Origin of the sequence: Aquipluma nitroreducens, assembly GCF_009689585.1 — a bacterium.
Classification (GTDB): domain Bacteria; phylum Bacteroidota; class Bacteroidia; order Bacteroidales; family Prolixibacteraceae; genus Aquipluma; species Aquipluma nitroreducens.
Genome location: NZ_AP018694.1, coordinates 1655050 through 1667823, shown reverse-complemented (window position 1 = coordinate 1667823; position 12774 = coordinate 1655050). Strand labels below are relative to the sequence as shown.

At 41.7% G+C, this 12774-nt stretch carries 11 protein-coding genes; 4 read left to right on the top strand and 7 right to left on the bottom strand.

Translation table 11 applies throughout. From position 1 onward, the window contains the following. Positions 1-61 precede the first annotated feature (61 nt). The 4 genes from gcvP to AQPE_RS06935 form a co-directional block, all read right to left on the bottom strand. A complete protein-coding gene (gene gcvP, locus AQPE_RS06950; protein WP_318350333.1) occupies positions 62-2926 on the bottom strand; it encodes an aminomethyl-transferring glycine dehydrogenase in 2865 nt (954 codons plus the stop codon). A gap of 103 nt (positions 2927-3029) precedes the next feature. Beyond that, positions 3030-3368, bottom strand: a complete 339-nt coding sequence (locus AQPE_RS06945; protein WP_318350332.1) for a YciI family protein — start codon at positions 3366-3368, stop codon at positions 3030-3032. 13 nt (positions 3369-3381) lie between these two features. Beyond that, on the bottom strand, positions 3382-4017 hold the full coding sequence (locus AQPE_RS06940) for an MBL fold metallo-hydrolase (RefSeq protein WP_318350331.1): 636 nt from the start codon (positions 4015-4017) through the stop codon (positions 3382-3384). Between the two features lie 90 nt (positions 4018-4107). Continuing rightward, a complete protein-coding gene (locus tag AQPE_RS06935) occupies positions 4108-4758 on the bottom strand; it encodes a protein-L-isoaspartate(D-aspartate) O-methyltransferase (RefSeq protein ID WP_318350330.1) in 651 nt (216 codons plus the stop codon). Between the two features lie 136 nt (positions 4759-4894). Between AQPE_RS06935 and AQPE_RS06930 the strand changes: the two genes are divergently transcribed. Then, positions 4895-5737 (top strand): Rossmann-fold NAD(P)-binding domain-containing protein, encoded by an 843-nt coding sequence (locus AQPE_RS06930; RefSeq protein ID WP_318350329.1) that lies wholly within the window; start codon positions 4895-4897, stop codon positions 5735-5737. 84 nt (positions 5738-5821) lie between these two features. Beyond that, on the top strand, positions 5822-7237 hold the full coding sequence (locus AQPE_RS06925) for a sugar transferase (protein WP_318350328.1): 1416 nt from the start codon (positions 5822-5824) through the stop codon (positions 7235-7237). Positions 7238-7286: 49 nt separating this feature from the next. Here AQPE_RS06925 and AQPE_RS06920 read toward each other — a convergent pair whose 3' ends face one another. Further along, positions 7287-7877, bottom strand: a complete 591-nt coding sequence (locus tag AQPE_RS06920) for a DUF4294 domain-containing protein (RefSeq protein WP_318350327.1) — start codon at positions 7875-7877, stop codon at positions 7287-7289. Between the two features lie 208 nt (positions 7878-8085). Between AQPE_RS06920 and AQPE_RS06915 the strand changes: the two genes are divergently transcribed. Together AQPE_RS06915 and AQPE_RS06910 are read left to right on the top strand one after the other, a co-directional pair. Beyond that, entirely contained in the window at positions 8086-9354 is a 1269-nt protein-coding gene (locus AQPE_RS06915) for an arginine deiminase (protein WP_318350326.1), read from the top strand. A 94-nt stretch (positions 9355-9448) separates the two neighbouring features. Beyond that, on the top strand, positions 9449-9979 hold the full coding sequence (locus AQPE_RS06910; protein ID WP_318350325.1) for an RNA methyltransferase: 531 nt from the start codon (positions 9449-9451) through the stop codon (positions 9977-9979). A gap of 72 nt (positions 9980-10051) precedes the next feature. Here the strand turns inward: AQPE_RS06910 and AQPE_RS06905 are convergent, their stop codons facing one another. Together AQPE_RS06905 and AQPE_RS06900 are read right to left on the bottom strand one after the other, a co-directional pair. Next, the gene (locus AQPE_RS06905) at positions 10052-11332 is read right to left on the bottom strand and encodes a peptidoglycan DD-metalloendopeptidase family protein (protein ID WP_318350324.1); all 1281 of its coding nucleotides are present in this window, start codon (positions 11330-11332) and stop codon (positions 10052-10054) included. Positions 11333-11583: 251 nt separating this feature from the next. Further along, positions 11584-12474, bottom strand: a complete 891-nt coding sequence (locus AQPE_RS06900) for a YitT family protein (RefSeq protein ID WP_318350323.1) — start codon at positions 12472-12474, stop codon at positions 11584-11586. Positions 12475-12774 lie beyond the last annotated feature (300 nt).

The window sequence follows — 12774 nt, the reverse complement described above, 5'->3', positions numbered from 1 at the left end:
AAAACCTAACAGGTCTCAAAGACCTGTTAGGTTTTACTATCTAAAATCTAAATCTACCTTCTTATTTGTAGTTTTCAATCGGTTCACAGGTGCAAACCAGGTTGCGGTCGCCAAAAGCATCGTCAACACGGCCAACTGGTGGCCAGTATTTGTTTTCCTTTAACCATGCCAATGGGAAAACGGCTGTCTGGCGGCTGTACGAATGGTTCCAGTCGTCGGCAGTTACCACATCCGAAGTATGCGGCGCATTTTTTAGCGGGTTGTCTTCTTTATCCAGTTCGCCCGAAGCCACAGCCTGAATTTCGTTGAAAATGCCGGTCAGCGCTTCAATGAAACGATCGAGTTCCTGTTTCGATTCGCTTTCGGTCGGTTCAACCATCAGCGTTCCGTGAACCGGGAATGAAAGGGTAGGAGCGTGGAAGCCATAATCCATCAATCGTTTCGAAATATCGGTTTCCGAAATTCCTGAAGCGGCTTTCAGGTGACGGCATTCGAGTATCATTTCGTGGGCACAGCGGCCATTTTCGCCGGTATATAAAACTCCGTAATTATCTTTCAACGCATTGGCAATGTAGTTGGCATTCAGGATCGCAATTTCCGAAGCCCGTTTTAACCCATCGGCACCAAGCATTTTGATGTATCCGTAGGTAATTGGCAGCACCGAAGCGCTTCCCCAGGGAGCAGCCGAAACTGCTGTAATTCCAACATGTCCGTTGTTCATGACCGGATGCGAAGGCAGGAATTCTACCAAATGAGCGGCAACACAAATAGGACCAACACCCGGACCTCCACCTCCGTGAGGAATGGCGAATGTTTTGTGCAAATTCAGGTGACAAACATCGGCTCCAATGCGACTTGGATTAGTCAATCCAACTTGGGCATTCATGTTGGCACCGTCCATGTAAACCTGTCCACCATGCGAATGTATGATTTCGCACAATTCAGTAATCGACGATTCATAAACTCCGTGAGTCGATGGATAAGTTACCATGAAACACGACAGCGTATCTTTAAATTCTTCGGCTTTCAGGCGCAAAGCTTCCACGTCGATGTTTCCTCGCTCGTCACAAGGAGTAACAACCACTTTCATACCGGCCATTACGGCGCTGGCAGGATTGGTTCCATGAGCTGATGAAGGAATTAACACCACGTTGCGGTGTTCGTCGCCACGGCTAATGTGATATTGACGGATGACCATCAAGCCAGCGTATTCGCCTGCTGCTCCCGAATTAGGCTGAAGGCTCACATCAGCAAACCCGGTAATTTCAGCCAAATCGCGGCGAAGTTCTTCCATCATTTCGTGGTAGCCACGTGCCTGATTTTTCGGAACAAACGGGTGAATTCCATTAAATTCAATCCAGCTTAGTGGAAGCATTTCAGTAGCAGCATTCAGTTTCATGGTGCACGATCCAAGAGGAATCATGGAATGCGTGAGCGAAATATCTTTGTGCTCTAACTTTTTGATGTAACGAAGCATTTCGGTTTCAGAGCGGTATTTGTTGAACACTTCCTGTTGCATGAACGCTGAGGTTCTCAGGAATTCAGGCTGAATGGTACACGCAGTCGGATAATCAACTATCTTTCCAAAAGGTTTATTGGCGGCTTTTGCAAATACTTCGATCATCCAGTTGATGTCGTCGAGGTTAGTGGTTTCGTCAATGCTTAAACCAACCTCTCCATTTTCGAAATAACGGAAGTTCATTTCCAGTTCGAGCGAAAGCCACTCAATATCTTCGTGTTTCACATGACGTGGTAGTGCAAACCGAATGGTGTCGAAATAAGTGGTGTTCACCTGGGTGTATCCCAAAGCCGAAATTTCTTTTTCGAGTAAAGCGGCGATGCAATGAATGCGTGTGGCAATTTGCTTGATGCCTTCCGGTCCATGGTAAACGGCATAAAAGCCCGCCATATTCGACAACAAAGCCTGCGAAGTACAAATGTTGGAAGTTGCTTTTTCGCGTTTGATGTGTTGCTCGCGGGTTTGCAAAGCCATGCGCAACGCGCGGTTACCATGAGCATCTTTCGAAACTCCGATAATGCGACCCGGCATGGTGCGTTTGAAAGCATCTTTCGAAGCAAAGAACGCAGCGTGAGGTCCACCGTATCCCATTGGGATACCAAAGCGCTGTGATGTTCCGAAAACAATATCGGCACCCCATTCTCCCGGAGGAGTCAGGATCGATAAACTCAATAAATCGGCAGCTACCGAAACAAATATTTCTTTTTCGTGAGCCGATTTTACAAGCGATGTATAATCAACAATTTGTCCGTCTGAATTTGGGTATTGGACAATGACCCCAAACGTATTTTCATTTAATTCGAAATTTTTCCAGTCGGCGATTTTCAGCTCAATTCCCAATGGATTAGCGCGTGTAATGAGTACATCCAGTGTTTGAGGCCATACTTTTTCATCGACCCAAACCACATTCGCATCGGTTTTTGCTTTAGCGCGCGAACGGGAGTTGTGCATCATTACCATGGCTTCGGCTGCTGCAGTGGCTTCGTCGAGTAGCGAGGCATTGGCCATTTCCATACCAGTCAGTTCGCAAACCATCGTCTGGAAATTCAGCAATGCTTCGAGCCTTCCCTGCGAAATTTCGGCTTGATAAGGTGTATAGCTGGTGTACCAAACCGGATTTTCCAACACATTCCGAAGAATAACTGCGGGTGTAATGGTGTCGTAATAACCCATTCCGATGTAGGTGTTGTACACTTTGTTTTGGGCGGCCAGGGCCAGAATTTTGCGGAAATACTGACGTTCGGTCAACCCGTCTTCCAGTTTCAGCGGCTGTTTCAGTCGAATATTTTCCGGAACGGTCTGGTTCATCAATTCGTCGAGCGTTGAAACTCCAAGAACATTCAGCATTTCCTGAATTTCGTGATCGCGTGGACCAATGTGACGCATTACAAATTTATCGCTTGCCATATCTGTTTTGAGATTTTGTTTTGTGCTGCAAACTTAGAAAGATTGCAATTCTCTGAAAATGATATTTGTTGTTTTAATTGTCAAATCTGGACAAAAGATTTGCCTATTTGGGCAGGCAATCTCCCGGAAAACTTCGGGCAGAATGCACTTCAAAAGTAAAAATACCTGCTTTCACGGCCGGGTCACCTTCCATGATCAGTCTGGTTTGATCAACGTCGGCATTAAAGATTCCCATTCCCTTCAGTTCAGTTTCATCCGAAATTGGGCAAACAACCGCGAGCAAACCCTCTTCGCGAAGGGCAAAATTTCGTCGGGCATGTTCCCAGACGAGGGGCTGACTTTCGGGTGTTCCATAATTATCTGATGCTCTCAACAGGACAACACTATAAAGCTTCGCCTGCGAAATCATTTGCATCATAAATTCATCAGAAATTTCTTTCATAAAACTTATTTTTTTAGGTTAGGAATGGGTTATTCTTCTTTTCAAAAGCAATGGTTGTTTCGGGGCCATGGCCACAATAGACGACGGTTTCCTCCGGAAGGGTGAGTAGTTTCGTCTTGATGTTTCCTGTCAGTTGTTCGTAGCTTCCGCCCGGAAGGTCGGTTCGGCCAATACTTCCGTAGAAAAGTACATCGCCTGCAATCAAAATTTTCTGTTCCAGATTGTAAAACACAACTCCACCGGGAGAATGACCAGGTGCAGCAATGACCATGAGATACGAGTTACCAAAAGTGATTCGGTCGCCTTCCCTGAAATAGGCATCCGGTGCATCAACCGGTTCCATAGGGATTCCGAACCGGTCGCCATGATCGACTGCATGTTCAACCAGAATCTCTTCATCAGGATGAATTTCGAACGGCGCTTTATATTTAACTCGACAATGGGTAATTCCCATAATATGATCGAAATGGCAATGGGTATTGATCAGCCGAACAGGTTTTAATTGTTTTTCGGCAATGAACTTATCCAGTTCCTGACGTTCGTTTTCGAAATAGCAGCCTGCATCGATGATCACACATTCGTTCGTTTCGTCGAATAACACAAATGTATTTTCCTGAACCGGATTGAAGGTAAATTTTTTGATTTGCATAAAAAGTGTCTAAAGTTTTGAGTGCCTAGAGTGCCTAGAGTTTATGGAGTCCTTAACTTTAGGCACTCCGAGCTCAAGCTCACTCCGAACTTATTTATCTGTTCCTTTTAACATCGGAACAAAGACATAAGTTCCGTGCGATTCTTTATAATATTCGGTTTCGCTGGTTTTAACCACCACATACATGGTTTGTTTTTCGCGTGGCCCCATTGGGATTACCATTCGACCGCCTACTTTAAGTTGAGTGAGCAAATCTTCAGGAATAACAGGAGCTCCGGCGGTAATAATAATTTTATCGAACGGGCCATAGGTAGGCAACCCTTTGTAGCCGTCGCCATAAAAAAACTTAGGATTGTAACCGATTTGAGGAAGTATGGACTGTGTTTTCAGGTACAATTCGCGCTGACGTTCGATGGTGTAAACTGTTGCGCCCATTTCGAGCAGTACCGCAGCCTGATAGCCCGATCCGGTGCCGACTTCCAGAATTTTATCGTGCCGTTCAACCTGCAAGAGAAAAGTTTGCATGGCCACCGTGAATGGCTGGCTGATGGTTTGTCCAGCGCCAATCGGGAATGCCTGATCTTTGTAGGCAAACTGAAGAAAGCTGCTGTCCATAAACAGATGCCGGGGTACTTTTGCAATAGCATCCAGTACTTTTTCGTCTTTAATACCTTTGATACGTATACCTTCCACCAATCTTTTTCGTAATCCCTGATGACGTAATGTATCCTGAAACTCCATAGAAAATCCTTTTTTTCAAAATTAGCCAAATATAGGCTCAAAACGGTTTGTAGCCGTAAACATTATTAACAATCGAAGTTGAAAAGTATTTCAACAAGCAATATTACAACTTTTAATTTATTCCTATTTTGCATGAATGATTAAACTCGGAATTTTTGGAGATCATACTACTAATCCTGAACTTCTGGATCGGCTAAAAACAATGCCGGAAGTTGAGATTATAGGCTTGTATTTCTCTGGAAATGCGACCGATCCTGATGGATTTTCAATGTTTTCGAGTCCGATTGGATTAATGGATGTTTCGGACGCGATCCTGATTTTGAGCGATAAAAGTATCAGCAACGATTTGGTAAAGCTTATACTCCGGAAAAGCAAACATGTTTATCTGAAATCGGTTCCGAGTGTACACATCAGGGAAATTAAAGAACTGATCGATCTGGAAAAAGAGGCAGGAATTGTCACTTTTATTTACAACCCGTTCAACTACAATCCCTATTTTGATCCTTTCAGCAAAAAATACGAAAAACCTTTCCTGATTAATTTGCGGACATGCTTTGAAGGTGCGGTTATCAAATCATCGCACGAAATGCTGCTTTTGGTCACTGCGTTAAACAGGCTGGTTCAGAGTAACTATAAAAAACTTGAAGTTTTCGGGTTGCAGGAAGCAAACAATCAATTGGTCATAAATCTCAGGATCGAATACAACAATGGATGTGTAATTAATCTGACTGTTTCTCAGGAAAAAATACCTGGATTTTGTGAAATTTTTCAGAAATCGGAACGGATTCAGTTTGACATTCAAACTTCGCTATATATACAGTATCCTCATTTGAATCAGGAATATGCAGCGATTAGCAATTTTATTCGGTTGATTCAAAATCGGGATAAAAAATCCAATTCGTTTGATAGTCTCCTGAATGGAGTTCAAATTGTACATGAAATTAAAGAACATTTACGTTTTAATGGAATAGATTTTTAGCATGAATAGTCTACTTTTGCCGCAATATTTTAACAACTGAAGCGTTCGGTATTACGAAAGTAATTCCGACCAAACGATGTTTCTATGCATAAAAATCTACAAGTCTTAAGGTATTTGATTTTCGATATTATTGCAGCCGTTGTTAGCTGGACTTTATTCTATATTTACCGAAAGCTTTACATCGAACCGATTAAATTTGGCTACGATATTCCGGTAGAATTCGACAGTAAGTTTTACCTCGCATTGATTTTCATACCAGCCTTTTGGATTACCATTTATTACATTTCAGGGCAATACACCAACATTTATCGTAAGTCGCGTTTGCTCGAATTAGGCAGAACAATCATGACTTCCATTGCCGGTGTTACGGTCATCTTTTTTCTTTTACTTCTGAATGACTGGATTCCGGATTACCGGAAATATTACAACCTTTACTTTACGTTGCTTGCTCTGCATTTCGGGTTTACCTATTTGTTCCGACTTATCCTGACTACAAGAACCATTCACCGGATTCACAAGCGGGTTATTGGATTTAATACGCTTGTCATTGGTGCGAATGAAAAGGCAGTTCGTTTGTTTGAAGATTTGAGCAGCCAAACCCGTCCTGCCGGAAATAAGATCATCGGATTTTTAACGGTTGATGAGCACGATGTTTATCCGCTTGAAAAGTTTGTTCCCAATCTGGGCTCATACCACAACCTTCAAAAAGTCATCAACGATAATGATGTGGAGGAAATTATTATTGCACTTGAGTCGTCAGAACATCAGTTGCTCAGCCAGATTTTAACTTTGCTTGAAAACCGGACACATACGGTTTGGGGCATTCCTGATTTATTTGATATTTTATCGAACACCGCCAAAACAAATACGATTTTTGGAAGTCCGCTACTTAAAATATCGAATGGGTTGATGCCTGTTTGGCAGGAAAATGTCAAGCGCCTGATTGATGTCGTAGTTTCTGTTTTATCAATTATCATCTTTTTTCCTGTTTTTATAGCTTTGGCTATAGGCATAAAAATGAGTTCGAAAGGGCCTGTGATGTACAAACAGGAACGTATTGGTAAATTTGGTAAGCCGTTTATGATCCATAAGTTGCGTACGATGGTCAGTAATGCAGAAACACACGAACCACAACTTTCAAGTTCCGATGACAGTCGGATTACTTCTATCGGCCAATTTATGCGGAGAGCACATTTGGATGAGATTCCACAGTTTTTTAATGTGATAAAAGGCGAAATGTCTCTGGTTGGGCCGCGTCCCGAGCGAAAATTCTACATTGACCAGATTGCCGAGGTAGCTCCATATGTTACACATCTTCAGAAACTAAGGCCTGGTATTACGTCGTGGGGACAAGTCAAATACGGATATGCCTCAAATGTTGAACAAATGGTTGAGCGATTGCAGTATGACATGGTTTACCTGAAGAATATATCGTTATATGTCGATTTTAAGATATTGATTTACACCATTATGGAATGTGTGCGAGGAAGGGGTAAATAGTCAATCGGAATGTGTTTAAATTACTTTCCAATTATCGCTGACTTTTTCTTTATATGACTCCCATCTCAATAAATTGAATAATTTGTTCAATCTGGCGATCTTCTCTATCCCCATACGGATCGTATTTAGCTTTCAGGTTATTGCCAAAAATACGAGCCACCCCTTGCCAAAATGCAGCCGGAACACCTCCTTTTAGTTCATGAATCAAATCGTAAGAGGCTTTATGCGTTTCGCGGTCGATCAGTTTGATTAAGATTCTTCCATCGTTGATCGACATCTTTTTCATTATTGGGCCGTATTTGCGCATCAGCTCTTCTTCTGCCCGTTTCACATAAATGCGCCGGTCGCGGCCACGCGCATTAGCCGGAACTTCCACCTCATATTTCCGAACCAAAACGCCGGCTTCTTTAGCATAGGGCAAGACCTTTTTTACACGCATAACCAACCGCCAATATTGCTGTTCCTCCGTTTTGTTTTTAAAAACTCGTGGTGGGTAAATCCCTACTTCGGGCAAGTCAACGTGAGCAATTGTGTCTTTGCCAGATAATTCACCCTGAATTATCTGAAGATTTTTAGGCCATTGTGCCGATGCAATGGCTGTAAAACTTATGCATATCCATATCACGAAGAGCCGTTTCATTCGTTTTGTTTTCTTCTGCGAAGATAATTTATTGTTGGCTCAGATATTCCTGCGCATGAACTTATTGAAATGAAACAATTGTAGCTGCCATTGATTTTAAACGCTCACGACATTAAAAATGATATGTTATAAAAATGAGTCAATAACAAATACTTTACAGTTTCCAGATGTTCAATGTTTGTATCTTTGATGCGTTAAATAAACAATTATGCAGGCGAATCATAAGATTGAAATTGATGTTAATTCGGAGTTTGGTCATTTGGAAGGAGTTATCATCCATACTCCCGGGATTGAAGTAGAAGAAATGACACCTGAAAATGCTGAGCGGGCACTATACAGCGACATCCTTAATTTATCGGTTGCCAGTAGTGAATATTCTGTATTTAAAGGTATTCTGAATAAAGTTACCACCACTTTCGAGGTGAAGGATTTACTTTCGGATATTTTAAGTATCGATCAGGTTAAGTCATCTTTATTGAAGGAGATTTGCTTAAGCGAAGGCGCTATGGATATTTACCCAAAGCTATTGGGTAAAAGTGCTTCGGAAATAGCAAAACAGCTCATTCAGGGTGTGCCTATCGAGCGCGATAACCTTACGCGGTTCCTTAGTCAGGAGCGTTTTAGCCTTCGTCCGTTGCATAATTTCCTGTTCACTCGCGATGCCTCCATGTCGTTCGGGAAAGAGGTGCTGATTGGCAAAATGGCTAGTAAGGTTCGCGATCGCGAAGCTGTGATTATGGATGCCATCTTTAATAATCATCCAATGCTCGTTACCCGGACAATCAATCCGAATTCTCCTGAGAATCTCCAGAATTTTCCCGGAATTTCCATAGAAGGTGGCGATTTTCAGGTTGGACGCGAAGATGTTTTGGTTATCGGAACCGGAATTCGCACCAGTACTCAGGGTATCGATTTTATACTCGAAAACATCAAATTAAAGAAACAAGGTTTACAGCATATTCTGATTCAGGAATTACCAGATACTCCGGAATCGTTTATTCATCTCGATATGGTCTTTACCTTCCTCGACGTTGATGCCTGCATGGTTTACGAGCCTTTGATTATGGGAACCAACCGGTTTCATACCATTCACATTCAGGTTGAAAACGGCAAGGTAACTGATATTAGTGAACAGAAAAATCTGGTTAAGGCATTGAAAAAACTAGGAATTGACATGCGTCCGATTCAATGCGGTGGAATAACAGGCGATTGGACACAAGAGCGCGAGCAATGGCACAGCGGAGCTAATTTTTTCGCTTTTGCACCAGGAAAAGTAATTGGCTACGAACGCAATGTTCATACATTGGAACAACTCAATCATAATGGATTCCAGGTTATTTCGGCGAAAGAAGTTTTAAGCGGCACTTGCGAAATTCCTGGAGGGAAATGCGTCCTAACTATTCCAGGGTCAGAACTTGCCCGTGGAGGTGGTGGTGCCCGATGCATGTCGATGCCAATCCGCAGAAAACAAGTTTAAAAAAGTTCGAAGTGCCTAAAGTTTGGAGTGCCTAAAGTTAGAGGCGCATAACTCTAGGCACTTTAGACACTCTAAATACTTTAGGCACTTATTTATGCGTAAATTAAAGAACTCAGAACTAGACCGTCTTTCGGTTGATGAATATAAAGAGATTGTAAAAACTCGAATCACCGTGGTTTTGGATAACATCAGAAGTTGTAACAACATCGGATCGGTATTCCGCACATCCGATGCTTTGTTGATAGAGAAAGTGATTCTTTGCGGAATTACGGCAACACCTCCCAACAAAGACATTCATAAAACTGCATTAGATGCCGAGAAATTGGTTCCTTGGGAGTATTTTGAGGAAACGGAAGATGCAGTGCTGCGGCTGAAAGAAAGCGGCTATCGCGTATTTGCTGTTGAGCAGGTTGAAAATAGTATTTCATTGCCCAATTTTATTCCAGAAAAAGATCAGAAACTGGCGCTTGTTTTTGGTAATGAAGTGAAAGGCGTGCAGCAGTCGGTTGTTGATATTTGCGATGGAGCCATTGAGATACCACAATACGGAACCAAACATTCGTTCAATATTTCGGTAAGCGCCGGTATTGTTTTGTGGGATTTGGTGTATAAACTTCGAAAATAGACGGAAGATAGAAGACCGAAGTCAGAAGATGGTTTAGCTTCCTTCTTCTGACTTCGGTCTTCCAACTAAGTTTTAAAATTCTTTTATTGCTGAAAGCTTGGTCATCATCGAGTCGCGGTGAGCGGTATACGATGCCATATATTTTTCAGCAATAGGTTCTGTTGGCGGTGATTTAACTTTCAGCGGATCAATTGGCGATCCATTAAAGAAAACCCTGAAATCGAGGTGTGGTCCGGATGCTAGTCCAGTCATTCCAACGTAACCAATCACCTGACCTTGATGTACTCTTGCTCCGGTTGTGATTCCGGGAGCGTATCCGCTTAAATGCATGTAACTTGTAGTGTACACGGCATTGTGCTTAATCTTCAGGTAATTCCCTCCTCCGGCAGCCTGATAGGCTTTTGCGATTACTGTCCCGTCGCCAATCGACATTACCGGAGTTCCGGTTGCTGCCGCATAATCAACACCAAAATGAGGCCGGTAGATTTTCAATACAGGATGAAATCTGTTTGCAGAAAATGATGAACTGATTCGGCTAAATTTCAATGGAGCTTTCAGGAATGCTTTCTTTAGGCTTTTTCCTTTATCATCGAAATAGCTGTCCTCATTATTCTGGGTAAACCGGAAAGCATAAAAGTCTTCTTTAGCGTGTACAAATTGTGCGGCGAAGATTTGCCCAATGCCAATCGACTTCCCATACACAAAGTTTTCTTCATAAATCACTCTGAATTTGTCGCCTTTTTGTAATCCGTAAAAGTCGATGCTCCATGCATATATTTCGGATAATGACAATGCTAGGTTGTAATCGAGGGCCTGAGACGCTAATGCGTTCCACAACGATGATGTAATTACACCGCTTGCTGATTTTATAAGGGTTTCGATGGGTTTTTTCTCTTTGTATATCCGCAAGCTATCGCTCAACTGGTAAACAACGTAATCAACCGGATTAATTTCATAAATAAAATATTCAACTTTCGAAGCATCTTTTTTATTCATGAAAAAATAATAAGGATTGCTAACTTTCATTTTTCTGACATCAAAAGTCAGGACTGATTTTTTTGATATTTCATCGATTTTGGACATTGAAATACCCTTTGATACTAAAATATCCGACAAATTTTGTCCCGAACGTATCTGCCCCGGAACTACTGTGAATGAATCAATCGGGATATTAAAAAGCAGGACAGGCTCCGGTTTTACTATTTCAGGCACTTTGGCCAGTTCTTTCATTATATGCTTGGTTTCGTAATAATCAAAAACGAAATAAGCAACTTGGAGCAGCAGGATAAAAGAAACGGCCCAGATCAGGATTTTTTTTAGTCGTTGAAACTTTTCGGGAATTTTAAACTTCATTGTTTTCTGGTTTCGGTTAATAATCAACCGGGAAAATCCTTTCCGTCAGGACGAAAGTGCTTTCCCGGCTGTATATTTCTGTCCTTTCAAAACTAATAAAATTAAAAGGGAATCGAAAGCTGAATTCTGGTTGACGATTGTCGAGGAGCAGGAAATCATCGATTCGAATGCGTATAAATGCTTAGTAATTCAGTTTTTAAGGCAAAGAATAAAAATCAATAAAAAACTGTTAATGAAGCTAAATGGCGAAATCAAACTCTCAATTTGTCGAATCCCTGACCATAAACACCCATGACACTGCCCATCGAAATGAAAGCATTCGGATCGATTTCTTTTACCATGCGGAAAATGATACTCGTTTCTTTCTTCCGTACAATAGTCATCAGTATCTTAATATTTTGCTGTGTGTACCAACCCGTTCCGTCGATTACGGTTACTCCGCGAAATGATTCAGTGTTAATAAAGTCGGCAATTTCTTCGTATTTGGGCGAGAATATAAAAATTTGTGCCGAAGCGTTTGAACCACTAAGGATGGAATCGAGCGTGTACGAAACAACGGCCATCGAAACGAAGCCGTACACCATTTTATCAATCGAATGGACAAGGAAATAAGACGACCCAATAATAATTACGTCGCAATACAAGATGATTCGTCCCGGACTAATATTCCTATATTTATTAATCATCATTGCAATAATGTCGGTACCACCGGTACTGCCGCCGCGCGAAAATACGATACCGATTCCGACTCCACCCATCATGCCACCGAGAACTGCTGCCAGAAAATTATCTTTGATTAGGGCGCCTGGGAAAAGATCTTGAGGAATGGCAAATAACAAGGTAAGCGCAACCATATTAAAAACGGTCTTCACACCAAAGTTCGAACCTAATACTTTTAAGGCAATAGCAATTAACGCAACGTTAATCACAAAGTACGTTATCCCCATAGGGATTTTTGTACTGTAGAAAATAACCGCTGCTAATCCGCTTATTCCCCCGCCAGTAATTTGTGATGGTATCAGGAAGAGATTCCACGACAACACATAGAGGATTAATCCCACTAGCATAATGCTATAATCTTTGATTACAGATTGTAACTTTGGCTTTTTGGTCTGAACCATTTTTTGCAGATTTAATGCCATACAAAATACAGATTTTAAATTGAGTCGCAAAAAAACTTTCTTTTCGACTTGAATTTTATGTGAAAAATCAGGAGTTGATAGACTTAATGAAAAATTGATATTGAAAATCAGATAGTTCCGAATTTTAAATTTATAGTTATAAAGCGATTCTGCCAGAATATACCGTGCTACAAGATGGTACGGTATGTTTTTTAGATACCCATTCGCGAAAAAAGCAATTTTTCATTACATGAAGGTAGCTCTGTTCGGGGGTGCTTTTTATTTGGCTACAAGAAAGGTTTCGTAGATTTCGCCTTGTGC

Excerpts from the sequence above, each read along its gene's own strand:
- gcvP (WP_318350333.1), bottom strand. The coding sequence starts at position 2,926 with ATGGCAAGCGATAAATTTGTAATGCGTCACATTGGTCCACGCGATCAC.
- AQPE_RS06945 (WP_318350332.1), bottom strand. The coding sequence starts at position 3,368 with ATGAAAGAAATTTCTGATGAATTTATGATGCAAATGATTTCGCAGGCG.
- AQPE_RS06940 (WP_318350331.1), bottom strand. The coding sequence starts at position 4,017 with ATGCAAATCAAAAAATTTACCTTCAATCCGGTTCAGGAAAATACATTT.
- AQPE_RS06935 (WP_318350330.1), bottom strand. The coding sequence starts at position 4,758 with ATGGAGTTTCAGGATACATTACGTCATCAGGGATTACGAAAAAGATTG.
- AQPE_RS06930 (WP_318350329.1), top strand. The coding sequence starts at position 4,895 with ATGATTAAACTCGGAATTTTTGGAGATCATACTACTAATCCTGAACTT.
- AQPE_RS06925 (WP_318350328.1), top strand. The coding sequence starts at position 5,822 with ATGCATAAAAATCTACAAGTCTTAAGGTATTTGATTTTCGATATTATT.
- AQPE_RS06920 (WP_318350327.1), bottom strand. The coding sequence starts at position 7,877 with ATGAAACGGCTCTTCGTGATATGGATATGCATAAGTTTTACAGCCATT.
- AQPE_RS06915 (WP_318350326.1), top strand. The coding sequence starts at position 8,086 with ATGCAGGCGAATCATAAGATTGAAATTGATGTTAATTCGGAGTTTGGT.
- AQPE_RS06910 (WP_318350325.1), top strand. The coding sequence starts at position 9,449 with ATGCGTAAATTAAAGAACTCAGAACTAGACCGTCTTTCGGTTGATGAA.
- AQPE_RS06905 (WP_318350324.1), bottom strand. The coding sequence starts at position 11,332 with ATGAAGTTTAAAATTCCCGAAAAGTTTCAACGACTAAAAAAAATCCTG.
- AQPE_RS06900 (WP_318350323.1), bottom strand. The coding sequence starts at position 12,474 with ATGGCATTAAATCTGCAAAAAATGGTTCAGACCAAAAAGCCAAAGTTA.